General features: G+C 38.9%; 24 protein-coding genes. 9 read left to right on the forward strand and 15 right to left on the reverse strand.

The window, feature by feature from the left end; translation table 11 throughout:
- Positions 1 to 13: 13 nt before the first annotated feature.
- The 7 genes from P176_RS0113930 to P176_RS0113960 form a co-directional block, all read right to left on the reverse strand.
- The gene (locus P176_RS0113930) at positions 14 to 751 is read right to left on the reverse strand and encodes an outer membrane beta-barrel protein (protein ID WP_026755276.1); all 738 of its coding nucleotides are present in this window, start codon (positions 749 to 751) and stop codon (positions 14 to 16) included.
- A 226-nt stretch (positions 752 to 977) separates the two neighbouring features.
- The gene (locus P176_RS0113935) at positions 978 to 2978 is read right to left on the reverse strand and encodes an ATP-binding protein (protein WP_026755277.1); all 2001 of its coding nucleotides are present in this window, start codon (positions 2976 to 2978) and stop codon (positions 978 to 980) included.
- 158 nt (positions 2979 to 3136) lie between these two features.
- Entirely contained in the window at positions 3137 to 4453 is a 1317-nt protein-coding gene (locus P176_RS0113940) for a hypothetical protein (protein WP_026755278.1), read from the reverse strand.
- The gene (locus tag P176_RS0113945) at positions 4441 to 4944 is read right to left on the reverse strand and encodes a hypothetical protein (RefSeq protein ID WP_026755279.1); all 504 of its coding nucleotides are present in this window, start codon (positions 4942 to 4944) and stop codon (positions 4441 to 4443) included. The genes P176_RS0113940 and P176_RS0113945 overlap by 13 nt, the downstream gene beginning before the upstream one ends.
- A 237-nt stretch (positions 4945 to 5181) precedes the next feature.
- Positions 5182 to 6099, reverse strand: a complete 918-nt coding sequence (locus P176_RS0113950; RefSeq protein WP_156033093.1) for a HEAT repeat domain-containing protein — start codon at positions 6097 to 6099, stop codon at positions 5182 to 5184.
- Between the two features lie 65 nt (positions 6100 to 6164).
- Positions 6165 to 6968, reverse strand: a complete 804-nt coding sequence (locus P176_RS0113955) for an EcsC family protein (protein ID WP_051605505.1) — start codon at positions 6966 to 6968, stop codon at positions 6165 to 6167.
- A 155-nt stretch (positions 6969 to 7123) separates the two neighbouring features.
- On the reverse strand, positions 7124 to 7591 hold the full coding sequence (locus P176_RS0113960) for a hypothetical protein (RefSeq protein WP_026755282.1): 468 nt from the start codon (positions 7589 to 7591) through the stop codon (positions 7124 to 7126).
- A 244-nt stretch (positions 7592 to 7835) separates the two neighbouring features.
- On the opposite strand from P176_RS0113960, the gene glp reads away from it, so the two are divergent.
- Genes glp through moaA form a run of 7 tightly spaced genes read left to right on the forward strand, consistent with a single transcriptional unit; the run spans position 7836 to position 13446 of the window.
- The gene (glp, locus tag P176_RS0113965) at positions 7836 to 9023 is read left to right on the forward strand and encodes a gephyrin-like molybdotransferase Glp (RefSeq protein WP_197022171.1); all 1188 of its coding nucleotides are present in this window, start codon (positions 7836 to 7838) and stop codon (positions 9021 to 9023) included.
- Between the two features lie 13 nt (positions 9024 to 9036).
- Entirely contained in the window at positions 9037 to 9780 is a 744-nt protein-coding gene (locus tag P176_RS0113970) for a sulfite exporter TauE/SafE family protein (RefSeq protein ID WP_026755284.1), read from the forward strand.
- Position 9781: 1 nt separating this feature from the next.
- Positions 9782 to 10015, forward strand: coding sequence for a MoaD/ThiS family protein (locus P176_RS0113975; protein ID WP_026755285.1), 234 nt, complete (start codon positions 9782 to 9784; stop codon positions 10013 to 10015).
- The gene (locus P176_RS19525) at positions 10015 to 11085 is read left to right on the forward strand and encodes a HesA/MoeB/ThiF family protein (protein ID WP_037348952.1); all 1071 of its coding nucleotides are present in this window, start codon (positions 10015 to 10017) and stop codon (positions 11083 to 11085) included. The genes P176_RS0113975 and P176_RS19525 overlap by 1 nt, the downstream gene beginning before the upstream one ends.
- Positions 11082 to 11525, forward strand: coding sequence for a molybdenum cofactor biosynthesis protein MoaE (locus tag P176_RS0113985; protein ID WP_026755286.1), 444 nt, complete (start codon positions 11082 to 11084; stop codon positions 11523 to 11525). The genes P176_RS19525 and P176_RS0113985 overlap by 4 nt, the downstream gene beginning before the upstream one ends.
- A gap of 7 nt (positions 11526 to 11532) precedes the next feature.
- A complete protein-coding gene (moaCB, locus tag P176_RS0113990) occupies positions 11533 to 12438 on the forward strand; it encodes a bifunctional molybdenum cofactor biosynthesis protein MoaC/MoaB (protein WP_026755287.1) in 906 nt (301 codons plus the stop codon).
- Positions 12439 to 13446: a GTP 3',8-cyclase MoaA gene (gene moaA / locus P176_RS0113995; RefSeq protein WP_026755288.1), complete on the forward strand. Its 1008-nt coding sequence runs from the start codon at positions 12439 to 12441 to the stop codon at positions 13444 to 13446.
- On the opposite strand, the gene P176_RS0114000 is transcribed toward moaA, so the two are convergent.
- The 8 genes from P176_RS0114000 to P176_RS0114040 form a co-directional block, all read right to left on the reverse strand.
- Positions 13430 to 14035 carry an NTP transferase domain-containing protein gene (locus tag P176_RS0114000; protein ID WP_026755289.1) on the reverse strand — a complete coding sequence of 202 codons (606 nt, stop codon included), beginning with the start codon at positions 14033 to 14035 and terminating at the stop codon, positions 13430 to 13432. The genes moaA and P176_RS0114000 overlap by 17 nt on opposite strands.
- Entirely contained in the window at positions 14028 to 15047 is a 1020-nt protein-coding gene (locus tag P176_RS0114005) for an XdhC family protein (RefSeq protein ID WP_026755290.1), read from the reverse strand. The genes P176_RS0114000 and P176_RS0114005 overlap by 8 nt, the downstream gene beginning before the upstream one ends.
- Positions 15048 to 15118: 71 nt before the next feature.
- Positions 15119 to 17386 (reverse strand): molybdopterin cofactor-binding domain-containing protein, encoded by a 2268-nt coding sequence (locus tag P176_RS0114010; RefSeq protein WP_026755291.1) that lies wholly within the window; start codon positions 17384 to 17386, stop codon positions 15119 to 15121.
- Positions 17387 to 17388: 2 nt separating this feature from the next.
- Positions 17389 to 17847 (reverse strand): (2Fe-2S)-binding protein, encoded by a 459-nt coding sequence (locus tag P176_RS0114015; RefSeq protein ID WP_026755292.1) that lies wholly within the window; start codon positions 17845 to 17847, stop codon positions 17389 to 17391.
- Between the two features lie 36 nt (positions 17848 to 17883).
- A complete protein-coding gene (locus P176_RS0114020; RefSeq protein WP_026755293.1) occupies positions 17884 to 18519 on the reverse strand; it encodes a hypothetical protein in 636 nt (211 codons plus the stop codon).
- A gap of 272 nt (positions 18520 to 18791) precedes the next feature.
- Positions 18792 to 19682, reverse strand: a complete 891-nt coding sequence (locus tag P176_RS0114025; protein WP_026755294.1) for an SDR family oxidoreductase — start codon at positions 19680 to 19682, stop codon at positions 18792 to 18794.
- A gap of 192 nt (positions 19683 to 19874) precedes the next feature.
- A complete protein-coding gene (locus P176_RS0114035) occupies positions 19875 to 20648 on the reverse strand; it encodes a LuxR C-terminal-related transcriptional regulator (protein ID WP_026755295.1) in 774 nt (257 codons plus the stop codon).
- A 393-nt stretch (positions 20649 to 21041) separates the two neighbouring features.
- The gene (locus P176_RS0114040; protein ID WP_026755296.1) at positions 21042 to 22124 is read right to left on the reverse strand and encodes an NADH:flavin oxidoreductase/NADH oxidase; all 1083 of its coding nucleotides are present in this window, start codon (positions 22122 to 22124) and stop codon (positions 21042 to 21044) included.
- A 401-nt stretch (positions 22125 to 22525) separates the two neighbouring features.
- On the opposite strand from P176_RS0114040, the gene P176_RS0114045 reads away from it, so the two are divergent.
- Together P176_RS0114045 and P176_RS0114050 are read left to right on the forward strand one after the other, a co-directional pair.
- Positions 22526 to 23686 (forward strand): MFS transporter, encoded by a 1161-nt coding sequence (locus P176_RS0114045; protein ID WP_026755297.1) that lies wholly within the window; start codon positions 22526 to 22528, stop codon positions 23684 to 23686.
- 149 nt (positions 23687 to 23835) lie between these two features.
- The gene (locus P176_RS0114050; RefSeq protein WP_026755298.1) at positions 23836 to 24336 is read left to right on the forward strand and encodes a GreA/GreB family elongation factor; all 501 of its coding nucleotides are present in this window, start codon (positions 23836 to 23838) and stop codon (positions 24334 to 24336) included.
- The last annotated feature ends 264 nt before the right edge of the window (positions 24337 to 24600 follow it).

The raw sequence follows: 24600 nt of genomic DNA on the forward strand, positions 1-24600 counted from the left end.
GTATTGGCATAAATTATAATAAAATGCCAATGCCTAAATTTACTGTTGTCGGCTCTTTTTCATTCTTAAAGTCAATATACTGGCTGATATCGGCATTAGAGTCATTATTTTTTATGGCATTGAAATATTGGTTAACCCTAACTAATATAAATCCTTTTTTATCTGATGAAAAGGAGATGCTTTTCTTTAATTGAAGAAACGCCCCAAAGCTAACTGAATTGTAATTATCCTTAATATCATTGTCATAAATCACTGTGGCGCCATTTGAGAAATTTGGATCGTTTGGATCAATCAGGTCAATATTGCTTACATCGATTATGGTATCGCCTTTCTCTTTTGCAGAAACTAAAAAACTAGCAAATGCGCCAATACCGAGTTGATAAGATTTATCTTGACTAAAGTGAACGTTAAAGTTAATTGGTGTTTGAATTTGGCTAATGTTTCGATTGCCTTTATTTGTAACAGCTCCCATGGTATCTTCTATAGAAAACCTGTCTATAAAAAAACCAATTCCAAAGTCAAGAGATGAGCTTTCACTAAGCGAATAGTTGACACTTGGTAATATAAAAGCGCCCATATTTATTGAAGATTTAATTTCTGGACTTCCGTCAACATTTGTATTAGTCGATGCACTCGTTTTGGGTATTGACAATGTTGGACCGAGAGCGAATTGAAATTGAATTTTCTGGTCTTGTGAATACGCTGTGGTAAAATAACCAATTAGAAAAATGAGTAAAATGCTTTGTTTCATGGTTTGGTTTGGGGTTTTTGGTTAGTTAGTGCTGGCGGTCTTGTATATGAAACTAGTGCAGAAAACAGGAAGTTTCGTTTAGGCACAAGCCGAATTTCTGAATTTCACTTAATATCTTTCTTTTCAATAAGCTAAATTAAAAAATTTGCCGGTCTTCGTAAATATGCCTGACTATCGATTAAGCAAATATCTGTGTTTGAATTATATACGTTCGTTGCCCACAGTTTTATTCCAGTTGTAATTTCTTAAAGAAGATTTTATTCCGTAAAGTTGCGTCCTTTAATAATTTTCTAAAACTTATAATCTCAATATACATTTTAAAACCTCGATGGAAACCAAAATATCCTTCTTTGTCTGGACTTTCAGTCAATTGATTGTTTTGTGCAAACTCAATAATTTTTGGCGTAATATCCGCTATTACATATCCATAAATTGGCGTACAATCATTTACTTTTATAGGTTCTAAACCGTTGGGCATTTCATATTTGCCTAAACGTATTTTATTTAGATATTTTCCTATTTGTAAGATAGGATCATCTTTTTCTCTATAATTTTTTCTCTTTGGTCTTTTGAATTCAAAAATCGTTAAAGGATTACTGAATTCATTGTCGCCATTTCTAAAAGACTTCTTTTGGTCGAAGATTACCAAATCTGGTTCGTCAAGTGCATCATTTATTTTTTTAGATGATATTTTTTCGTCAGATGATATAAATTCCGAAAACACTAATCTTTCATCGAGCAACCATAGATTATGGTCTTCATATGTTGTGTTTTCAGAGTTTCTTCTCATTGGATAAATTATGTTATGTATTTCTTCTTCCAAAAAGCCATCGCCTTCTTCATTTCTCTTAAGCATTTCTCTAAATGCTTCTAAAATGCACTTACGGTTATAAACATAATGTGCCAAATCACTTTTCCCTATCTCGGAAATTTCGGAAATCATCTCGTTTAAACTACCGTTTTGTAAATTTTCTGGGTTTTCAAAAAAATCATTAAATCGACTTCTTGTATTTATTTCCTTATTGTGCTTTACTTTGTGAAGTGCCATCTCAATTTCATTGTCAGAAAGATTGTAGCCAATTTTTGAAAAGTCTAATTCATTCACATAAGATTTATGCCATGGTGCATTTTTATTTACATAATTCTTAATCTTGGAAATCTTTTTTTCAGACCTTGAAGAAACATCATTGTTGAAAATTTCCTTAGTTTTTTGTGCAGATTCTCGTTCTATATCTGCTTGTGAAAATGGATATAAGGAATCTCCTTTTTCCTTATCAAAATCAAAATTTTCTCGTTCTAATGAAACGTGTTCATCCAGATACTGACCAAGTATGTAAGTTTTAATAATGTAGTTTTTCTTGCTTTGATTCTTTGGATTCAAATCGAAGAAATCATCTTCAAATTCTGGAATATATTTATGAAGGTTGGTTTCAGTAACTTCTCTGTTGTGACCTGTAAGACTTATTTTGCTCTTTTGATTACCCGCAAAATAAATTTTGAAAACCTTACCTATAAACTTTTTTTTAATGTCTTTTTCTGAAGTCAGAGTGAAATTGAATTCATTAATTTGTTGAATTTCATTCTTTCCAGTTATATAATCGTTAAGTATTACTGAATGGCTATCATCAGATTCCCTTACAATAATTGTAGGACAATGAAATGAATCGTTTATGAAGTATACAAGAAGTTTTTCAAGTAATTTTCTTGATATGGTTTCGATGTTTTTATCAAATGAATGTGAGTCAATTAAATTATTCAAATTTAAAATTGAATAAGTATCTATAGCTTGAGTTTCTTGAATTTTTTCATCAACTATTATCTCAAATTGACGTCCAAACCTAAACTCTCTTGATTTCAAATTTCTATCTTCGCTTTCAAAAACACTTGAAACAGTTACTTCTCCAAAGTATTTTACGAACATGAATCTACCAAATCCTTTACCGCCAATATCTTTTTTTAGCTGACTGTAAAAAGTATCAAAGAAATCTCTGTTTTTTTGGTCAAATCCTATTCCATTATCACGAATTGAAATAGATTTTATATTAGGTATTTGATTTTCAAATTCGAGAATTTTTTCTCTGTGAAGAATGATTTCGATTTTACCATTCTGTTTTCCACTATCCGTTATTGATTGGATAGAATTAACTATGGATTCAATGACAGGCGTATACACATTTGATTTACTCTTGATGTTGTCAATTGTTCCTTGTATGTTAATTCTACTCATTTTTTTAAATTGTGGGTAACGTGATTGTATATGTTTTGTTGCGTGGTTTAGCACGTAATTTAATAAATAAAAACAGAATAGAAAATCCGCAAGGATTTTCGTAAGTAGGCTAGAATTAGCAATAAATTATATACGGTGTTAGCACCAGTAATTATCCGCTAAAATGGTAAATCGAGACCTCTATTGAAAATACTTTCATTCGTGTCAGCAAAAAAACTTGTTGTCGAATTAGTAGGCTTTCTTACTCTTTTAAATTTGTCAAATTCGATTCCAATTCTTTTATCTTCTTGTTCAAGAAAATAATCTTGATTAAATGAAAAAATATCTATTTTATCATCTTTAATAACGTGTAAATGATTTTCGTAATTTAAAGAACGTGGATAGACTCTCCATTTGGTTATTGGTCCAGGAATTGTCAAATATTTCCCATTACTTAATGTTACCACTAGAGCATTTTCACACTCAATAATATTTCCAAAATATGCTGAACCACCATTTATAATCTGACCTTTCCAAGCTTGAAGATTTAAAGATTCTAAACGTTTATATTTTTCTTCTCCTTCTTCTTCATTTGCGTAGTTATTGAATTTAATAATTTCAAACCCGTTAGGTGTAGCTCTATAAATTTTATCTTCAATTCCCCAACTAATGTTAAATCGGTTATTTATTTCTTCGTCTGTTTTGAACAGTTGGTTTGTACTTATATTTTGGTCGAAATTTCTATGCCATTTTTGATAATTTCTATTATCGTTTTTATTTTCATCCCATTTGAAAGTTGCAAGAAACGAATCTTCAATTAAAGATGTGTTGAAAATATTTATATATGAATAATTACAAAATGAAGAGTGATTATCACTTACTTGATAAATCGATTTTTGAGTCTCAATTAATTTTAAATTATTAGGACTGTTATTAGCCATATTTAATTCAAAAAGTCCTTCATCTCCGCCCGATAAAGCTAATTGAGGATATTTATTAGCCTTAATTGATAATAAATTGCAATCCCATAATTTTTTTGGTCTTGAACTTACTGCATATTTTTCAGATTTATTTCTATGTACTGAACCGCTAAAAAGACCTTCGTCAGTTATAAAATATAATTTATTACTATAGATTTCTGTATCAGTAGGGATTGTTCCTTTTGGTGTTGTTTGTTCCCCAATTAGGAATTTTCTAATTTTCTTCTCTGTGAGTTCAAACGTTTGTTTCTCTAAATTCTTGAATTTTTTTAAAAGCAAAGTTTTAAAATCTTTATCTTTAAAAAGTTCAATTAATGCAGATTTGTACAAATAGTTTCCATCAAGAAAACTGAACGTCAGAGCAATTTTGTCCGTGTCTTTTCTGATTAACGATTTAACTAAACTATTCCAGTCATAAACTTTTAAATCTCCATTAAAAGTCCATAGATAAAGTCTGCCTCTATAAATTTGGCAGTCAAAATAATCTCCTAATATTGATATTTTTAAAGGTTGCATCTTTGTCCTTGTAAAATTTTACTCATTTTCGCCTTGGTAATATAACCATTTTGTACCCAAGCATACAAAACATTAGTTGAAGGTATATCTTGTATTTTAGTCATATAATCAGCAGGATATCCGTGCCAAGTTTTATTTTGATTACCATCAATAAATTTGGCGAACTTTAATTCTTTAGTTTCATCTTTTATTGTGTTGTGGCCTAAAACTCCTAAACTATTATTAACAAGGTGAATTCCCCAACCATAATGATTTTTACACCATTTGTTTACTTTGGAAAAAACGAAACACTCAAATTCCTCTTTTTGAGAAATGCTCCAAATACTTTTTCTAGCGTTCCCTTTGCTCTTTCGATGTTGAGATGAAACAATATAACTACTGATGTCATCTTTATCATCAATCTTGACTTTTACCTCTAATTCTGTATCTTGTTTATATGACATTAGTTTTTTTTTAGTATTGGCTAACTCGGGATAAGCCCAAAAGCTCATTTATACAGCTTTTATATGAGTATACTGATCAATTTTTTTTATCTAAAATCTCAACGTATTTAAGCCAGAGCGCCCTCCTCTTGCAAGTAAACCAAAATCCCGCAAAAATCCTATACGTAGATCTACGTATATCTCAGTGGGTTATTGATCAAAGTTTTGATAAGCTTTTCAGTTAAGGTCTTGGTCAATATGCAAAGTCCTTTCTTTAGATCATAAACAATCCAATTGTACAATTCACTATTCTGTTATGTTAAATAGTCTTCTTAAGAAGGAGTGCTGTTTCTTAATTTTAGAGATGGCGTCTTTAGCACGTTCCCCGTTGGTATTCATATGTTTGCAAGTGATAGACAAAGCACCATATGGTACCTCTGGAAATCTTGGTTGTACGGCGCCAACTTCTGTGTTGGAAACAATCTTTTTCAAATAAGGAATCGCATCTTTTTTTCCAATTTCGCCTAAATAGAAGGCCGCTTCGCCAATGAAGTATTGGTCCTTTTGATTCAATAGCTTTATTAAAAATTCAAAGGCTAATGACGGATTGTCCTTTAGCAAATGGTCGATAAACCATTTTACAGGATACCAATGATATCCAGCATTTAATTGTTTTACATGGTCGAGGAAGACGGCATCGTTAAACTCAAACCGGTATTGGTTTGTTTTACTAATATATTCAAACCGGTTGCAAAGTAATTGGTCTGCTAAAATATAAGAAATCGTTCCATCTTCAATATGGTGCTCCCCTGGGGCGATTCTTTCAAAAAATAGGGAGCCATCGGGATAGAATTCTCTGTCCATATGTTCCTTAAGCGAATAATATTTCAGTAATGTGTTTTGAGAATCAAAAACGCGTTGCTTTTGCAATATGTTTTTCTGAAAATATTCTTCAACAGTGATCTGTTTATCGCTCAAAAACCGATCATGTTTGCCTTCTTTACGTCCGTTTACAAAAATGCCGTCTTCAATAATGGCGTTGGTCGATTCGTTGATGACATAACTTCTTCCGTTTGGTAAGCCTTTTTTATAAGTATATTCAGAATAGTTTCCGTCACGGCTTTCGAATATAATGCCTGTAAACTTTTCTCCGTTGTGGTATCCAGTTTGACTGGCTTCATCTTCAAAATGAAAATCTATAGCATCAAGTTCTATTTTTTGCATCGTGGTCATCTATCGCATCAATATTGGGTCGCTGTTATGTGAAGGCTTTAAGGCATTGCTCGCTTTTAACTGCGCATCTCATCATACAAGCGTTTGATTTCGTCTTTGCCATAGAGCCGCTCTAGTTTTCTTACCACAAAATGACCTTTGGCCATATCTTGAAAATGGTCAATAAAAATGGTGTTAATGATGGCGCCTCCTGCGGCGCCAATAGCGGGTACGGCTTGGGCCGCCATTTTCTCGGTAATTTGAATGCTAAACCGTTCGGCAATGTTGGCAATAAGTCGCGCTAAGATGGGTGCGCTCTCTTCTGCAATGGTTTTAGCAGTAATATATTCGGCAGCTTCACTAACCGATCTTGCTAATGCGGTTCTTACAACGTAGTATCCACTTTCGGTAGCATCGTCGGTTTTGCTTTCGCCTCCCAGTGCAAAGACTTCCAAACAGGCCAATTTGGTGTTGATGTCATTAATAGATTCGCCCTCGGCTCTTGCAATATCGGCTATAGAGCGCAGCATGATGGTGGTAGAAATCGGCAATTCTAAAGCCAACGCGGGCAATCCAAAAAAACCGCCCACGCCACCTGACACTGCAACGCCTATTTTATGCCACCAATTGGATGGGGCTTCTTCTGGTACATCTTTCATGGTATAGATGGCCGTATCGGTAGCTTTTAATAATGCCATTTGGGTGATATCTGTAATCTTACTTGTCCAGTCTGAAGGCAGCATCTCTAATCCGAACTCAAAGGGTTTTCCAATCAAATTGGTGATTTTAGCCGCAATACTCGGGTTTTCTAAAAGCTGTTGTGCATCGTATAATTCTTTTTGATGGGCTTCGGTGATGTTGATGGTGCTTATATAATTCATGTTGCTATGATTTTTAGTTATGGCTCATGTGCTGCTAGAGCCCTCTGCTACAAGTTAACTCACTGAGTTTTGGTTGAAGCGAGGTCACAGGGAAGAGCAGATTTACTGAACTAGCATCTGTGGTGATCGCTGTAATGGTTGGTGAGACCTGGTTTTTAGAAATTCATGGAGAGTCCAATGCCATTTCCGCTCGCTATGATTTTAAATTCAGGGCTAAATGCAGCAGTGGTATTCAACGAAGCGTTATATAGTTCAATGCCTTGTTTGGCGTCTTTTGAAGCTTTAGAAGCAATGGGAAATGACATGATAGCGATGCCGCCACCTACATAGGCTAAAGTCCAATTGGCATCGTCACCTGCAATGGATTGTCCGATTGGAATGCCTATTAAACCGCCACCAACAAATGCTAAAACTTTTGAAATGGTATTGTTGGTTCTGGCTTCTTTAAGAAATAGATTCGCCTCAACGTTTGACTCGGTTTTATTGATGAGTTCTTTCCAGGATAACTGTTCTCCGTTCTGCTCAAATTTGTAACCAAAGACATTTTTATCTAGTGTTATCTCTTGTGCAAATGAGACATTGATAAATAATAGGGCAATTAATATACTGTAGATGCTTTTCATAGTAGTGTTTTTTAGTAACGTACTGTTTTAGATAGATTTTGTCGGGTTAATGTTATAGTCTGCTATAAAAATAAGATATTTCTTTAAAACCGAGGTGCTCTAAGCTAGAAGCATTTGATTTATTTAGTAGACCAAAAGCTTTCCATAAGCAAGAATTCGATCTGCTCATCTATTTAAGGTTTTTAAGCTAGGGCTTTGTATTTTTGTAGAGATCGCTTTTTGATCTTTAAGAAACTCTTTACCAATGATGATATCTGTAGAAACCGCACTAGAGTGCATCCATAAACATGCAACGCGTTTGCAGGCCTCAGAGGTGATAGCAACCAATGACGCTTTGGGCAGAACCTTGTCTCAAGACATTATGGCGCCTTTATCATTGCCGCCCTTTAAGCAGTCCATTATGGATGGCTATGCGCTTTGTGTTGGGCAGTCCCAAACCTACAAGGTCATTGGCGAAATCAAAACTGGCGATACCGCAACTCAAGTCTTGCAGCCTGGGGAAGCCCTTAGAGTGTTTACTGGGGCACAACTTCCAGACACAGCCAATGCCGTCGTGATGCAAGAACATGTCACCGCAAATGGCAACACGATCGATCTTAAAGATTCACCAAAAGAAGGGCAGCACATTCGTAACATTGGCGAACAGATTGCAGAGGGTACCCGTTCTTTAACCAAAGGCGAAACGCTTAATCCTTCCGCAGTAGGCGTTCTTAAAAGTTTTGGTTTAAAAACCATAAGCGTTTACAAACAACCCAAGGTGTCGGTGATTGTTACGGGCAACGAATTGGTTTCGGTAGGCACGCCCTTGCAACCGGGGCAAATCTATGAGAGCAACAGCCAAGTAATGGTGTCTGCTTTACAACAAAAAGGCATTGCCACAGAAGCCGTGATCACCGTAAAAGACAATTTGAAAGATACTGAAGACGCTATTAAACAGGCCTTGGATACTTCAGACATTGTGTTGATTTCTGGCGGTATTTCGGTTGGGGATTATGATTTTGTGGGCACTGCGCTCCATAATCTTGGCGTTCATCAAGTGTTTCATAAAGTGCTCCAAAAACCCGGTAAACCCTTGTATTTTGGTACTACCGATTCTAAATACGTATTTGCCTTACCGGGCAACCCTGCCGCCACATTGACCTGTTTGTATGTGTATGTGTATGCACTCATCGATAGCATTACGGGCAATCAAACCGTGGGATTGACCCGTATTCAATTTCCTATTTCCGAAGATTTTGAAAACCCCTTTGGGAGGGCTTTGTTTTTAAAGGCCAAATTAAAAGGTGCCGAAGTCGAAATTTTAAACCAACAGAATTCTGCCATGTTATTGAGTTTTGCCCGTGCCGATGCTTTGGTGTATATCCCATCAGATTGTAAGAGCGTTAAAAAAGGCCATTTGGTCACCACCGTATTAATGCCTTCTGGCGTCTAATGTTATCACAAGCATGCTGATAGATACCAATGCGTTGATTCTGTTTTTAATGATTTTACCCGTCATTTCCTTTCTCTATGCGAGTGTGGGGCATGGCGGAGCGAGTGGTTATTTGGCATTGATGGCACTGTTTAGCTTTCCCAATGAGATTATGAAGCAAACGGCCTTGCTGCTCAATCTCTTTGTAGCGGGCATATCTTTTTACCACTATTACAGGGCAGGACATTTTAAAAAGAATCTGTTTATTCCCTTTGCTATTGGCTCGGTGCCTGCAGCTTTTTTAGGAGGCACGATGAGTCTAGAGCCCATGGTGTACAAAAAAATATTGGGCGTTTTATTGCTGTTTGCCATTGTAAGAATGCTATGGAAAGGCGCAACCGATGAGCGTAAAATTTCCGAAGTTAAAACCGTTCAGGCCTTATTATTTGGGCTGGCCGTCGGCTTTTTTTCAGGGCTTATTGGTATTGGTGGCGGCATCATCTTAACCCCGCTCATCTTACTGTTGCACTGGGGCAATATGAAAGAGGCGGCAGCCGTTTCGGCCTTATTTATCTGGGTCAATTCTGCGGCAGGGTTATTGGGGCAGTTTAGTAGTGGCGTGACGTTGGTACCACTGTCTGGGCTCATGGTGATTATTGCCGTTATTGGCGGTATGGGTGGCAGTTATCTGGGAAGCAGAAAGTGGAACAACACATTTTTAGAGTATTTTTCAGCCTTTGTATTGACCACAGCATCCCTTAAATTATTATTTTTTTAGAATGAAGATTACAGTAACTTATTTTGGTAAATTAACGGAGTTGACAGGAATGACTTCGGAAGAGCTTTCCATTGCAGAAGCGTCTGTAAAAGGCGTGAAATCCGCTTTAGAACAGCGCTACCCATCGTTGAAAAATAGCACCTATCAAATTGCCGAAAACAATAGCGTCTTGGCAAACGAGGCGCACATTCAAACACGAACACTGGATATTTTTCCTCCATTTTCAGGTGGCTAATGAACAAGCGTTATATAAGACAGATACAATTGGACGAAGTGGGCCTTTCTGGACAACAGAAATTGAGCAACGCTAAGGTATTGGTGGTTGGTGCTGGCGGTTTGGGATGCCCAATCTTACAATATTTGACCACTTGTGGTATCGGTACGCTTGGTATTGTAGATCATGATGTGGTATCTCTTTCTAATTTGCATCGGCAAATCCTCTATCAAAAAGCAGATGTTGGAATGCCTAAGGCGCTCTTGGCACAACAAAAACTCACCGCCTTAAATCCTGAGATAACGGTTAAGGCGCTTACCACAGCATTAACAGCAGATAATTGTTTGGAGTTGATTAAAGCCTATGATGTGGTTGTAGATGGTACCGATAATTTTGTAACCCGCTATTTGATCAATGATGCCTGTTTGATTTTGGGCAAGCCCATGGTGTTTGGCGCCCTGTATAAATTTGAAGGACAAGTGTCTGTATTCAATTATAAAGATGGACCCAGTTACCGCTGTCTTTATCCCAATCCTCCTGCTGCAGGTGAAGTCCCCAATTGTAATGATATTGGGGTGTTAGGGATTGTACCCGGTATCATTGGGATGCTGCAAGCCAATGAAGTGCTTAAGATGGTTTTGGGCATTGGGGAGGTCTTAAGCGGGACCGTTTTGTATATAAATACACTCAATTACCAACAACGGCTTTTCAGCTTTTCAAAGAATGAGGCGCTTACCAAAACCATAAAAAATAGCGCTAAACCCAAAGCGGTTGCAACAGACGATTGTATCTTTACAGCCAGTAGGTCATTAGAGGCTATTGAAGACGATCATAACGTACTTTGGATAGATGTTCGGGAACTTGAAGAGACGCCAGTAATTCATGCCGAGAACCTGTTAAACATCCCGTTGAGCAGAATTGAAAGCTCGCTTGAGATCCCTAATGACCACAGAGTAAAACTTTTTTTCTGTCAGTCGGGCATGCGAAGTCAAAAAGCGACGCAATTGGCGATAGAAAAAGGCATACAGAATTGTTTCAGTTTAAAGGAGGGCGCTCCCCAACTGCAACAGTGGTTAAATGAACACAGATGAAAAAAGACAACATAAAACATATTTTTGTAGAAGGTGCTATTTCGCCATCCAAAATTGCAGACTCCATTGCGGCACATCAATCTAAAACAGGAATTGGTGCCCATGATATTTTCTTGGGGCAAGTGCGAGCAGATGTTATTGATGGGCGCAAGGTTACGGCTATAGAGTTTACAGCCCAAGAAGAGATGGCAAATGCCGTTTGCAACGACATCCGTGAAGCCGTTTTTGAAAAATTTGAGTTAAGCTGCATGCACATTTACCACAGCATAGGCACGGTAAAAACGGGGGAGCTCTGCTTGTTTGTTTTCGTGTCTGGCGCACATCGCAAGTCGGTATTTGAGGCCCTTCCGTATTTGGTAGATGCCATTAAGGCGCAACTTCCCATCTTCGGAAAAGAGCTGTTTGAAGACGATACTCACCAATGGAAAGTCAATCAATAAATAAGCCATGGTAGATATCACACATAAAAGCAATACCCTTCGTGTCGCCACGGCTCAAGCCATAGTTCGCGTGAGCCACAACAACACGATAGCTGCAATAGAACAAGGACTCGTTCCAAAAGGAAATGTATTTGAAATGAGTCGTGCTGCGGGGTTGTTGGGTATTAAAAAAACACCAGAATTACTTCCAGACTGCCATCCGTTGCCCATAGAATATGCCAACATCGCTTATGAGATTAACGGTTTGGATATACGGGTAAACGTCACGGTAAAAACCATTTATAAAACGGGTGTTGAGGTAGAGGCCATGCACGGCGCCAGCATTGTGGCGTTGAATATGTATGATATGTTGAAACCCATTGACAAGGGCGTAGAAATTCACCACATTAAATTGCTGTCAAAAACAGGAGGGAAGTCGGATAAGAAAACGCCCGAAACCCCTATTCAAGCGGCCGTGGTGGTCTGTTCAGATTCCATTTCCGAAGGCAACAATACAGACCAATCAGGCAAAGCCATTATAGCACTTTTGGAAACCTATAAGGTGTCTATTTCTGATTACGACGTGATCCCAGATGACAAAGAAGGCATTCAAAACAAAACCAAAGCCTTGGTCAAAAACGGGATTCCCTTAATTATATTTACTGGCGGGACGGGGTTGTCTCCCCGAGATCATACGCCTGAAGCTATTGAACCGCTGTTGGATACCCGTATTCCTGGTATTGAAGAGGCGATTCGCAGTTACGGACAAAATAGAACCCAATTTGCGATGTTATCCCGAAGTGTGGCCGGGCTCATTGGCAACAGTTTGGTCATTGCCGTACCAGGTTCTACCAAAGGAGCTAAAGAATCGATTCAGGCTATTTTTCCAGCAGTATTGCACGTATTCGACATTATAAAAGGCGCAAAACATTAAATGAGTAGCAAACACGATATATTAACCGATAGTTTTGGCAGAAAGCATACCTATTTGCGCATCTCACTTACCGAACGCTGTAATTTGAGGTGTTCGTATTGCATGCCCCAAGAAGGTGTGCCTTTATTGCCCAAAGACCATTTGATGAATGCTAAGGAGATTTTTGAAATCTCAAAATTGTTTGTAGAAGCAGGGGTCAACAAAATCCGGTTTACAGGCGGAGAACCTTTACTTCGGAAGGATTTTCCGCAGATTTTAGAACAGTTAGGGACGCTACCAGTAAGCATGTCCATTACCACCAACGGTATTACGATTGATCGCTATATTGATTTGCTTAAAAAACACCAGGTGAAGACCATCAACTTGAGCTTGGATACGTTGGATGCTGAGAAATTTAAAAAGGTCACTTTCCGTGACTATTTTCAGCGGGTGTATGACAATATCTTTAGGTTGATAGCCGAAGGATTTCATGTAAAGATCAACGTAGTATTGATGAAAGGGGTGAATGATGATGAAATTGTAGAGTTTATCAACTTTACCAAGACGCATCCGGTCACCGTGAGATTTATAGAATTCATGCCTTTTGATGGGAACCAATGGAATCGAGAGAAAACCGTTTCCTATAACGACGTGTTGGCGAAGGTGCATCAGCATTTTGATGACGATGCCATCATACGTTTACAAGATGCGCCACATGACACCACTAAAAATTTCAAAATCGTGGGACATTTGGGAACTTTCGGCATTATCGGCACCGTTACCAACCCCTTTTGCGATACTTGCAACAGAATTCGGTTAACCGCCAATGGCCAATTGAAAAACTGTTTGTTTTCGGCCACCGAAAGCGATTTGCTTACACCATTGAGAGCGGGTAAAGATATCACACCCATCATTCAAAAAGCGGTCTTCGGAAAGTTTGCGATGCGTGGTGGACTATCAACTCCAGAGCAATTTGAAGACCCTAAAGAACACACCGAAAATAGAAGTATGATCAGGATTGGAGGTTAGCACGCTTCAACATACGTTGGTAGGCTTCTGGAGTGTCCATGTCTTCCAAAGGACTTTCAGCAGGTATAAAAACCACATGTGCGCTATGCTTTTTGATGATGGGCTTGGCGCCTTCATCACCCTGTAACGTTTTCAGTTCCTCAAGATATTCAGAATCAAATAAAACCGGTGGTCCCGTTATGCCTGCATGAGATTTTGACACGATGATGTGTTGCTTTCCAGTTTCAAAATGTGTGATGATGCTTCGGAAATGTGCTACTGAAATCAAAGGTTGGTCTACCAAGGCAACAAGAATGCCATTTATTAGCGTGTTACTTAAATGAATCGCCTTTACGCCGCAGGCGATTGATGTGCCCATGCCCTGTTCCCAATCCTCATTAAAAATGAGCTGCACATTCAAATGGGCTATGGCATTTTTAATGTTTTCAGCATGGGCACCTAACACTACAGAAACCGATAATTGGGCCTGTTGAAGGATGTCGATTTGATGTGCAATCAAGGTTGTGGTTCCCCAAGGCAATACCTGTTTGGGGGCGCCCATTCTTTCGGATTTTCCAGCAGCAATTAAGAGCGCATGAATGTTAGTCATGAATCTTTCCTGATTTTTCTCGTAAAGGCATCAATTCTGCATCTCTAATCACGCTTAATATTTCAGCAACAATTGAGAGTGCGATTTCCGAAGCGCTTTCGGCACCAATGTTCAAACCAGTAGGGCCGTGCATACGTTCGAAAAACTCGTAAGGCGTATGAGGAGCAAAATTGAGAAGTTCCGAAAACAAGCGTTCCCTGCGTTTACTGGGGCCTAGAAGTCCTAAATAAGCGGGCTTGGTATCTTTAAGCGCCAAGAGGTATTGTACATCTTTATTGAAACTGTGTGACATTAATACCACTGCGGAATGTTTCCCAATATTGGAGACGTCTATAGCCTCCATGATAGGCGTGGATAGGCTGGTAGCACCCTTAAAATAGGCTATGGTTTTTTGCTCATCAGGAGCTGCGATGATATGTACCTCCCAACCAATATGGGATGCCAATTGGCAAAGCTGTACGGCATCGTGTTCAGCTCCAAAAATATAGAGTTGAAAAATGGGTTGAAAGTCCTGATGAAAGGTTTGAAGCCCTGATTGTTCTTCAGGAACAGTCATTGAAGGATGCAGCGTAAATACCTTACCATCAATGTTGATCAATGTACCGAAGGCGTTATTTTCTATAAATTCAGACTCAAAATAAGAAGTTGCCGTAAAGCGTTGTCGCTTTTGAAAACAATCTTGAAGGCTCTGAAATAAGGTTTCAGAAATTTGAATAGGTTCGAGCAAAATGTATAAAATCCCTTCGCAACCCAAACGAAATCGGCCGTCATACGTCATAACTTTGGAGTGGCCAGTTTTAAAAACAGACTCCGATTGCCGGAGCACTTCCTTTTCTACACAGCCGCCACTTACAGCACCTTCCATAGCGCCCGATGCACTAATGAGCATTCGCACGCCTGGTCTTCGGTACGAAGAACCTTCTAAAGCCACCACAGTTGCCAACACCGATGGGATTTCTGTGTTTTGCCAGGCATAGGCAACTTCTAGAAGCTGTTTAAATTCGTGAGTCATGTAAAGGGTAACATTTTAAAGATGTAATCTCAAGTTTCAAGTCTTAAGCCTAAAAGCCAAGCGTTCTCATATCAAATTTGAACACTTTCTTTTTCTTGAAGATACATACTTTCAATATCCACCATATAAGGCTGGTGGTAATAGCGTTTGCCCGTTTCTTTGTAAAGGGCATTGGTCAAAGCTCCAATCGCCGGAGCAAATGGCGGTTCTCCCAATCCGGTTGGGTGCACGTCACTTTCCACAAAGTGAACTTCAACATCACGAGGCGCATCATTATGGCGAATTAAATGATAATCATTAAAATTATTCTGTTCAGGTACGCCATCCTTCAGCGTTAAGATGCTGTAAAGGGCATGACCGATCCCGTCAACACTACCACCTTCAATCATATTGGCAGCGCCTATAGGGTTGACCACGATCCCACAATCTACCCCACAATATACTTTTTCAATAATAGGTTTACCGTCTACCATTTTAAGATCTACCACATTGGCAACATAACTATTGTGGCAATAATAGGCAGCGACACCACGGCTTAAGCCAGAGGTGGAATTACCCCAGTTAGACTTTTCTCTAACCAACTCTAACACGCCAGCATAGCGTTTTGCATCGTAGTCGTTATTTTTACCAACAGGCTTTTTGATGGCTCTGTCAAATAACTCCAGTCTAAAATCAATAGGATCTTTGCCGGCCAGTTCTGCAACTTCATCTAAAAAAGCTTGTTCAACGGCACCCATAAAGTTTGATCTCGGTGCCCGGAAAGCTGCTGTGGTCACGTTGCTTTCAATAGACCAAGATTCCGCTAAATAGTGGTCTACAGTACCTGCAGGAAAACGATTGGCGAACAACGGACTTTCTGGAATACCACCTGTTTTTACATGAAAGGCAATGAGGTTGTTGTTGTCATCTAATGCAGCACGATAGGTCGCATGATACGTAGGGCGATATGCTCCAAAAGTCATATCATCTTCACGCGTGTACATCAATTTTACCGGTCTGTTTATTTTTTGAGAGATAATGGCTGCTTCTACCAGATAGTGGCCGTATAATTTTCGTCCAAATCCGCCACCAATGCGCGTCATCTGGATGTCAATTTTGTCTAAAGGCAAGCCTAATCGCTGAGACACTGATTTCTCCATGAACTCGGGCGTTTGAATTGGGCCAATAAGTTCTGCTTTGTCTGCCGTAACATTGGCATAAAAGTTTAAAGGCTCTAACGGACTATGCGCTAAATAGGGCGCCGTGTAAGTACGTTCAATCGTTTTTGCTGCGTTGGCAAATGCTTTTTCTGGATTACCGTCTTTGCGTTCAACTTTAGCAGTTTCCTTACTTTTTTGGATCATCTGCGCATAATGGTCCGCTGTATTTTCTTTACCCGCAGGTACTTTTTCTTTACTGTTATTGCCATCCCAACCTTTGACGTCAAAAGAGTAGCTATCAAAAGGAACCCAATTTGCTTTGATGGTTTTTTTTGCTTTTAAAATTCTCCAAGTGGAATCGCCAGTAATGACGATCAGTTCTGGAAATGCACTCACATCAAACGAATTTCGTTCAAAATCATCTGGGTAGACCTTAATGGTAAACACATCATCAATTCCGGGCATAGAAAGCGCTTCGGAAGCATCAAAAGAATCCAGTTTCAGTCCGAAAGCAGGCGGTTGCACTATGGTGGCGAAGGCCATATTTTCGCCGTAAACATCCAATCCAAAAACGGCTTTACCAGTAACTATTGCTGGGCCATCTACATTTTTGGTAGCATGCCTAATGATTTTGAAATCTTTAATATTTTTGACCTCTACTTCTTTTGGCACCTTTACCTTGGAAGCCGCAGAAGCCATCTCTCCAAATCCTGCAGTTTTACCTGAGATTTTATGGGAAATAACGCCAGAATTAACACTTATTTCAGATGCGGGAACGCCCCAAGCATCGGCTGCAGCCTTCACTAACATGTGTCTTGCAGTGGCACCTGCCATGCGCAGTGGCTCCCAACTTTGTCTTATAGATTGGCTCCCGCCTGCCAATTGGCGTGTAAAAATATCGGTATTTAAGGGTGCTTGAACAACTACAACATTTTCCCAATTGACATCTAGCTCTTCAGCCACAATCATGGGCATGGAGGTCTTTACGTTTTGACCAATTTCTGGGTTAGGTGAGGCTATGGTCACCGTGCCATCTGTGGCAATTTTTATATAGCCATTGAGATCATAGGCGCCTTCCAGTTTTGGATGTTCCATGGCAAGGCTAGAAAACCAGCTAAATTGTAGCATCAATCCTGCACCTCCAGCGGCACCAATTTTTAGAAATGAGCGTCTATTTAAATGTGTTTTTACTTTTGTCATGGTTACATGTCTTTTGCTGCGGTTTTAATCGCACGGTTAATTCTGGTATAGGTGGCACATCTGCACAAGTTGCCGTTCATGGCACGTCTAATCTCATCATCTGACGGATTTGAATTTTGCGCCAATAGCGATGCAGCTGTCATGATTTGACCTGCTTGGCAATAGCCACACTGAGGCACATCGTGCGCTATCCAAGCTTTTTGTACGGGATGGTCACCAGCTTCAGAAAGTCCTTCAATGGTGACTATTTTTTTGTTATCAATTGCACTAATAGGATAAGCACAAGAGCGAATGGCATCGCCATCTAAGTGCACAGTGCAAACGCCACAGTGGGCAATACCACATCCATATTTGGTGCCCAATAACCTTAAATTATCTCTTAAAACCCATAAAATAGGCGTGTCTGGATCTACATCTACTTGGTGTGATTCTCCGTTTACATTGATATTATATAGTGCCATACTAGTCGTTTTTTTATTAATTACGTGTTTCCCTATTTATTCGGATGGAGCATATGCTCCATTATCAATCCAAGCGTACCAAACTTCTTTAAATTCCTCATAAGATATTGGTGGTGGTTGACGGTTGCCGCCCATATTCCAGCCACTTTTCACTAAGGTGTCTTCGGCGTGTTCTCTAAGTGCTTTCATGTCTTTGTGACCATTTGTTTCTGGATTGACCAATTGCAAAGCGAGCTCACGCGTTGATTTGCCTTGAAATACCATTTTCATATCGGCAGGAGGTAAATGCCAACTAGGGTTTCCAGGAGGCGTGTGTGCTCCGGGAACACCTTGACTGGCGTGGCAGGTAGCACATTTCATTGTGGCCACACCTTTTCCATCAGGTCCGCGTTGCGGTAGCATGGTGTGAATGCGACTCTCATCGCCCTGTAACGGAATATCGCCTGAAGGATGGCAGTTCATACACCTTGGATGCATCAATACAGCATATACTTTTTTGAAAGCGGTGATTGATGCGAGACTATCTTTTCTTTGAGATTCTTTTAGTGGTACATACTCCCCTGAAGAATCTTTTGCCTTGCAAGCTATAGCGACCATAAGGACTATGGCTAGGGCTACTGTATATTGGCCAATGCGCCTATATTTAGTAAAATGTGTATGTTCTTTGGTCATTAGTTGTAGTTTTATGTTACAATATAAGCGATTTTTTTGTGAGATTTAAATACGAAACCGCTCAGACATCATGTTTTTATTAAAATTTAATATGTTGCGCTATTTTGAGGTTATGTTGAACCCATATCAATCATAAAACAATCATTTTTTCGATTTTTCGCACATTAAGAAGCCCTAGTTGATGTCATCAATTTCTACCAATTGAGCATCTGTAGGGCTTTTTTTTTGAAGAGCATTTCATGTAACAATAGATTACAAGCGTGGTAATTGCCTTAGTACTCTAATTGTGCCTTGTGTTTTTTAATAAAGTCTACCCATGTTGTGGGTTGTTTTCCCGTAATATCATAAAAGTTATCAAATGTCTCACTAGCCCGAGGAATAGTTCCGTTGGCGTGCATTTTCCAATGTTCATAGACACAATGCATGTAAGCCATTTCGGCTCCTGCATCTTTCATTTTTTGAAGAAATATTTCAGGAGAAAGGGGTTCATATTTGAAAGGCTTTCCAACAATATCGGTCATGAGTTGGGCAATTTCGTCAAAAGTTTTAGCATCATAACTCAGACGATAGGTTTTGCCTGCATGTAATTCGGGATGGATTAAAGCCAATGCGGCCACTTGTGCCACATCATCAACATCTACCCAACTTAGACGAGCGTTAGCCACATAGGCATTCAGCACGCCTTGATTGGTGCCTTTTTCGCTGCCATAACTTAAGAGGTTTTGCATGAAGTCCTGAGGACGTAAATGTGTGAAAGAAAAGCCATGCCACTCCACATATCGTTCCACTAATTGATGCCATACCCAATGACCAACTGTGGCATCATCGGGTCCACAAGCCCCTAAATGCACAATATGATGGACTCCTGCCTTTTTAGCATTGTCTAACATCACTTTGCTTTGTTGTAACATGTCAACCGTGTATCCTGTTACCATGAAGATACGATCAATTCCTTCGAAAGCGGGGAGATGTGTGCTGGCATCATCAAAATCAAGTAGCACTGTTTTAATACCTCTGTCGCTAAAGGGTTTTGCTTTTTCCTGAGTACGGACGGCAGCTATTATTTCTATGGATGTATTGGAAATTAGATTTTCTATAGTTTTTCCTCCAACTTGACCAGTGGCTCCAGTTATAAGTATTTGAGGGCGTTTTTTATTTGACATATGTTTCAAGTAGTTTTATTTAAAGGCAAAGTTAACACTCAAGAATTTAGTAACATTCAAAAGACTTTGTCAAAAGATATAAATGCACTTGAATAGGGACATATACGTGCTATAAGAAAATGAGAGGAGCAGTTTGGTTAGTTCTTCAATTATAAAAAACCCGAAATTCAAAGATTTTTTGTAGAGAAGTCACTAAAAAAACTGATTGATAAGGCAATACTGAACCAATTCTTGCGTAGAATCCATATCTAATTTTTTTAATATTTTTCTGCGATGAACGTCCACCGTGCGCGGACTGATAAACAATTTTTCTCCTATTTGTTTGCTCGTATTGTTAAGCGCTATGAGTCTGGTGACGTCCTGTTCTCTGTTGGTCAAACTATCGGAAAGTAGTTTTTGGGAGTAGTTTTTGTGATATAAGGTCTCGTATTCGTTTTGACTATTTAATTTTTTAATGGTTCCAATAATGGGCCGTTGCTCTGAGCCTCCAACAACGTTAATGTGTGCGATACCAATAATAGGTTTGCCTGATTCATCAAAATAAGTAGGGTTTAAGTGCTCAATGAGGTTGAGGTACATGCCGTCTGACTTACGCACCCTGAAGTTCCAAGTATAGCTCAAGCGATCCCGTTCTTCAAATGGAACTTCAAGCATGGTGAATTTCATAAAATCTTCTAAAACTTGCATCCAAATTGGCAGATCATCAGGATGGAAATTTTGAAACCAATACGTTACTCCTTCATTAAGCATGCGTTCTGCACTTAAACCTAAGGTGTATTCAAAGTTTTTACTTACAAACTCGTAGGTCTGTTTACTGGTATTGGTAACGATAAAGAAAGATTGCATTGGAGGTAAAAATCTATCTAGCTCCCTTAGTTTTTGGATATGTGTCTCTACAACAGTCCCTGAGTATTCTTTGTAAGTTTCAAAAACTTCCTTGAATAAATCAACATTTTCATTATGCATTCTTAAGATTTTATCCTCATCAAAGGTCTCATTTCAGATGAAATTATAGTGCTAATGTCTTAGGGTTCTGTTTAGCGATTTTAAGACCTTGATGAAGCTAAAAATAAACTTTTATCTCATTTTATTGAACTTTCTTTTTAAAAATAGACTTCTCTTAAAACCATAGTATTGATCATTAGGAGGTAAAATATTTAAAGTAACAGGGGGTGAATGCTGTTTTTTTTAAGATTAACTTAATAATCGTGTTAAAGCAGCGCTATCGGTTTGTTGGGTTGATTATGAAAAACACATGAGTTCAGAAATCAGAGATATCCATCAAAGCGACCTAAAACCTTTAAATATTTAGTCCAATTGCACTTCAATATGGAGACATGATCTCAAGGAAATTGTTGTTTATGATTTGCTTTTTGGAAAGGCCCGCTCATATTGTTTAGGAAAGTTGCTTTCGGCCCGTAACTCTTGTGCTGCCTGGATTGGAAGGTAGGGGTTTCTTAACAGTTCTCGACCTATGTAGATAAAATCGGCATCGTCATTGACTAAAATGGTTTCGGCTTGTGCTGCATTGGTAATCATGCCAACGGTTCCCACCTTCATCTGTTGTACGACTGCTTTTATATCTTTTGCTAATGGTAGTTGATAGGCTGGCCCCACAGGGATGTCTGCATTCGGCAAGCTGCCTCCGCTAGACACGTCAATAATATCTACACCTGCTTTTTCGAGTTGTTGTGCCAACCATTGTGAGGATTTTGAAGTCCATCCATGGGCATCCCAATCGGTTGCTGAAATTCTAACGGCCAATGGTAAATTTGAAGGCCATATCTCTTGTACCGTCTCAATGACCTCAAATAATAAACGCGATCTGTTTTCGATGGAACCACCGTAATCATCTGTTCTTTTGTTAGAAATTGGTGAGAGAAATGAATGAAATAAATAGCCGTGGGCACTATGAAGCTCTAACAATTGAAAGCCAGCTTCTACAGTTCTTTTCGTGGCAGAAGCAAACTGCTCTTTAACCATTTTGATATCTTCTAGGGTCATGGCTTTGGGTACCAAAGCATCTTCGGAAAAAGGAATTGCCGACGGTGCTATAACCTCCCAGCCGCCTTCAGCTTTGGTGGGTAATAAGGTGCTATCTGCGCCATGTACTTCGTAACTTCCTTTACGTCCCGAATGTGCTAATTGAATGCCTGCAACACAGTCATTATCTTTTAAGAACTTTGTGATACGCGTTAAGCCAGCAATGTGCTTATTATCCCAAATGCCCAAATCACCCAAACTAATTCTGCCTTCTGGACTCACGGCTGCGGCTTCAGTCATAATGGTGCCTGCGCCACCAACGGCACGGGTGCCATAATGTACAAAATGCCAGTCTGAGGCAACACCATCTTCTGCAGAATACATACACATGGGGGATTGTACAATTCTATTTTTAAAAGTGATCTCTTTTATGGTGATGGGCGTGAATAATTTTGACATGGATTGCTGTTTAATACTTCATTTTTAAATGAAGCAGGTATTGTTTTTATAAAGGCAAGGGATAAAAGTTCTTTTAATTTCAATTAAAAAGTAACATTGTAAACCTGCTGTAAATTTATTGATTTTATTGTCAAATAAGGCTATTCGAGAGGTGTGATCTATTCGTTTGAAATTCTGACATTTAAACAATTTAAGTTCAAAGTAATTAAATAACTGCAGATGATTCTTCGGTATAAAAGCGCATATGAAGTTGGATCCAATAATTTAAACGAAGTTGGGCATAGAAAAGAGTAAGGATGTACTAATTTTGCAAAATTGACATGTTGCGGTTGGTCAAAGGCCTTAAATAAACTTTGGCTAATAATACGCGAAGAGACATAGTTAACCCATACCTATTACAATTGAAACAACAATTATCAAACTCGGTCTTGTACCTGATGAGTATTTCTGCAGGCTTGGTGGTCGCCAACCTTTACTATAATCAGCCCTTATTGCATCTCATTTCAGAAACATTTGATGTTACAGAGGCTGCAGTAAGTAATGTGGCCCTATCTACGCAATTGGGCTATGCTTTTGGTCTGTTGTTCATTATTCCGCTAGGAGATAAGATTTCTAACCATAAGATTTTAAAATATGATTTTGTAGTGATGATCATGGCGTTACTCGCAACAGCGTTTTCCAGTTCATTGTTGCTTATGATTATTAGTAGTTTCTTTATTGGTTTTACCTCTGCTATTCCTCAACTATTTGTTCCTATGGCTGCCCAATTGAGCACCGATAAAGGAAGAGGTCGGGCAATAGGTATTGTTATGAGCGGTTTGCTTATAGGTATTCTTGGTAGTAGGATTATAAGCGGATTTGTTGGCGATTATTTTGGATGGCGCATCATGTATCAAGGCGCAGCGTTGATGATGCTTGTCTTATATGTTTTTTTGCATCTGAAATTGCCAAGATTGGTACCCGATTATAAGGATAGTTATGGGAAGTTGATGACGTCCATTTGGTATTATTTTAAAGCCGATGCATCACTAAGATTGGCGGCCTTACGAGGGGCTTTGGCCTTTGCCGGTTTGAGTGCCTTTTGGACGACTTTGGTGTTTTTGATGGAAGATAATTTTGGGTACGGCAGTAGTGTCTCTGGAGCTTTTGGTTTATTTGGAATCTTTGGAGCTATTGGAGCAACTGTTGTGGGTAAATTGAACAATCGTTTTGATAAGAACAAGATTATCATCGTTTCAGTCATGATATTGATTGTGTCTTGGTTAATTTTCCTTTTTTCCGGACATTCCATAATAGGGCTAGCCATAGGCGTGATTTTGGTAGATTTGGGTCTGCAAGCATTGCACATCACAAATCAAAATATGATCTTTTCTAAGAATCCTGAGGCCAGAAACCGTGTGAATACGATTTACATGGTATCCTTTTTTATAGGAGGCGCTATTGGTACAACCCTTGGAGCATATGCTTGGGAACGGTTTGATTGGACTGGAGTATCAGCCCTTGGACTTTTACTTTCAATTGTCATTATGCTAGTGCATCTTGTGTTTCGCAAAAAGCAATAGTCTTTAGAGCATGTCATGCCTTCACGGGTATTGCCAAACGTATTTAAGATGTAGGTCATGGCGCTGATCTAACAAATTGTTTACAGTTAAGGTATAGAGTTCTATGGTGATGACGGGAGAAAAACGAACGAACTTTAAATTTAAGACACATGAGCAGAGGATTTGTAAAAGAAGATGATCAAGAGGAAATTCCATTGGTGCCACCAAGAGCAGATTTACCTGAAGGCGTGATCAATTATGTAACAGCAAAAGGTAAAGAAGCACTCCTTTTAGAAAGGGAAGAGTTGATGGCCGAGCGTGAACACATTGCTCAAGATGGTGATAAGGATAAACGCATTAGCTTTAATTTTATTACTGCTAAATTACAGCTCCTCAACAATAGAATAGCTACAGCTCAGATTATTGAGCTAAGCCATCAGCCCAAAGATGAGGTTAGATTTGGCGCAACGGTGGCACTAAAAATAGGCAAAAGTTCAGCTGTGCAGCATTATCAAATTGTAGGAGTAGATGAAGCGGATATTGCTAAGCAAAAACTCTCCTTTATTTCGCCAATAGCAAAGTTGCTTATAGGAAAAAGAGTAGGGGATAAACCTGTGCTTAAACTCGCCAAAGAGGACAGGGTTTTTGAGATCATTTCAATTTCTTATTAGAGACCTGCGACATGTATTTCGGTTGATTTTCCGACTTGAAACATGAGTCGCTTCATTTTTAAAATGAGAAGTTATTTTGTTGGGAATCACTTCTTGATGAAGAGGTTTCAGTGGATTCGTGATGACCGATCTGTCCTAAAAATGCATTTCAACATTAATTTCTAGCAGAACACCTAAAATTTTTCGTTTAGTAAGTTTTAGTTAGCAATATTGTGCTCCCTCCCATTGAAACTAGCGCAAATTCTTGTATTAAACTAGATATTC

It is taken from the genome of Sediminibacter sp. Hel_I_10, from assembly GCF_000688335.1.
Taxonomy (GTDB): Bacteria; Bacteroidota; Bacteroidia; order Flavobacteriales; family Flavobacteriaceae; genus Psychroserpens.

Excerpts from the sequence above, each read along its gene's own strand:
- moaA (WP_026755288.1), top strand. The coding sequence starts at position 12,439 with ATGAGTAGCAAACACGATATATTAACCGATAGTTTTGGCAGAAAGCAT.
- P176_RS0113940 (WP_026755278.1), bottom strand. The coding sequence starts at position 4,453 with ATGCAACCTTTAAAAATATCAATATTAGGAGATTATTTTGACTGCCAA.
- P176_RS0114000 (WP_026755289.1), bottom strand. The coding sequence starts at position 14,035 with ATGACTAACATTCATGCGCTCTTAATTGCTGCTGGAAAATCCGAAAGA.
- P176_RS0114005 (WP_026755290.1), bottom strand. The coding sequence starts at position 15,047 with ATGACTCACGAATTTAAACAGCTTCTAGAAGTTGCCTATGCCTGGCAA.
- P176_RS0113975 (WP_026755285.1), top strand. The coding sequence starts at position 9,782 with ATGAAGATTACAGTAACTTATTTTGGTAAATTAACGGAGTTGACAGGA.
- P176_RS0113985 (WP_026755286.1), top strand. The coding sequence starts at position 11,082 with ATGAAAAAAGACAACATAAAACATATTTTTGTAGAAGGTGCTATTTCG.
- P176_RS0113930 (WP_026755276.1), bottom strand. The coding sequence starts at position 751 with ATGAAACAAAGCATTTTACTCATTTTTCTAATTGGTTATTTTACCACA.
- P176_RS0114020 (WP_026755293.1), bottom strand. The coding sequence starts at position 18,519 with ATGACCAAAGAACATACACATTTTACTAAATATAGGCGCATTGGCCAA.
- P176_RS0114015 (WP_026755292.1), bottom strand. The coding sequence starts at position 17,847 with ATGGCACTATATAATATCAATGTAAACGGAGAATCACACCAAGTAGAT.
- P176_RS0114035 (WP_026755295.1), bottom strand. The coding sequence starts at position 20,648 with ATGCATAATGAAAATGTTGATTTATTCAAGGAAGTTTTTGAAACTTAC.
- moaCB (WP_026755287.1), top strand. The coding sequence starts at position 11,533 with ATGGTAGATATCACACATAAAAGCAATACCCTTCGTGTCGCCACGGCT.
- glp (WP_197022171.1), top strand. The coding sequence starts at position 7,836 with ATGATGATATCTGTAGAAACCGCACTAGAGTGCATCCATAAACATGCA.
- P176_RS0114025 (WP_026755294.1), bottom strand. The coding sequence starts at position 19,682 with ATGTCAAATAAAAAACGCCCTCAAATACTTATAACTGGAGCCACTGGT.
- P176_RS0114010 (WP_026755291.1), bottom strand. The coding sequence starts at position 17,386 with ATGACAAAAGTAAAAACACATTTAAATAGACGCTCATTTCTAAAAATT.
- P176_RS19525 (WP_037348952.1), top strand. The coding sequence starts at position 10,015 with ATGAACAAGCGTTATATAAGACAGATACAATTGGACGAAGTGGGCCTT.
- P176_RS0113950 (WP_156033093.1), bottom strand. The coding sequence starts at position 6,099 with ATGCAAAAAATAGAACTTGATGCTATAGATTTTCATTTTGAAGATGAA.
- P176_RS0113935 (WP_026755277.1), bottom strand. The coding sequence starts at position 2,978 with ATGAGTAGAATTAACATACAAGGAACAATTGACAACATCAAGAGTAAA.
- P176_RS0113945 (WP_026755279.1), bottom strand. The coding sequence starts at position 4,944 with ATGAGCTTTTGGGCTTATCCCGAGTTAGCCAATACTAAAAAAAAACTA.
- P176_RS0113955 (WP_051605505.1), bottom strand. The coding sequence starts at position 6,968 with ATGAATTATATAAGCACCATCAACATCACCGAAGCCCATCAAAAAGAA.
- P176_RS0113960 (WP_026755282.1), bottom strand. The coding sequence starts at position 7,591 with ATGAAAAGCATCTACAGTATATTAATTGCCCTATTATTTATCAATGTC.
- P176_RS0114040 (WP_026755296.1), bottom strand. The coding sequence starts at position 22,124 with ATGTCAAAATTATTCACGCCCATCACCATAAAAGAGATCACTTTTAAA.
- P176_RS0114050 (WP_026755298.1), top strand. The coding sequence starts at position 23,836 with ATGAGCAGAGGATTTGTAAAAGAAGATGATCAAGAGGAAATTCCATTG.
- P176_RS0113970 (WP_026755284.1), top strand. The coding sequence starts at position 9,037 with ATGCTGATAGATACCAATGCGTTGATTCTGTTTTTAATGATTTTACCC.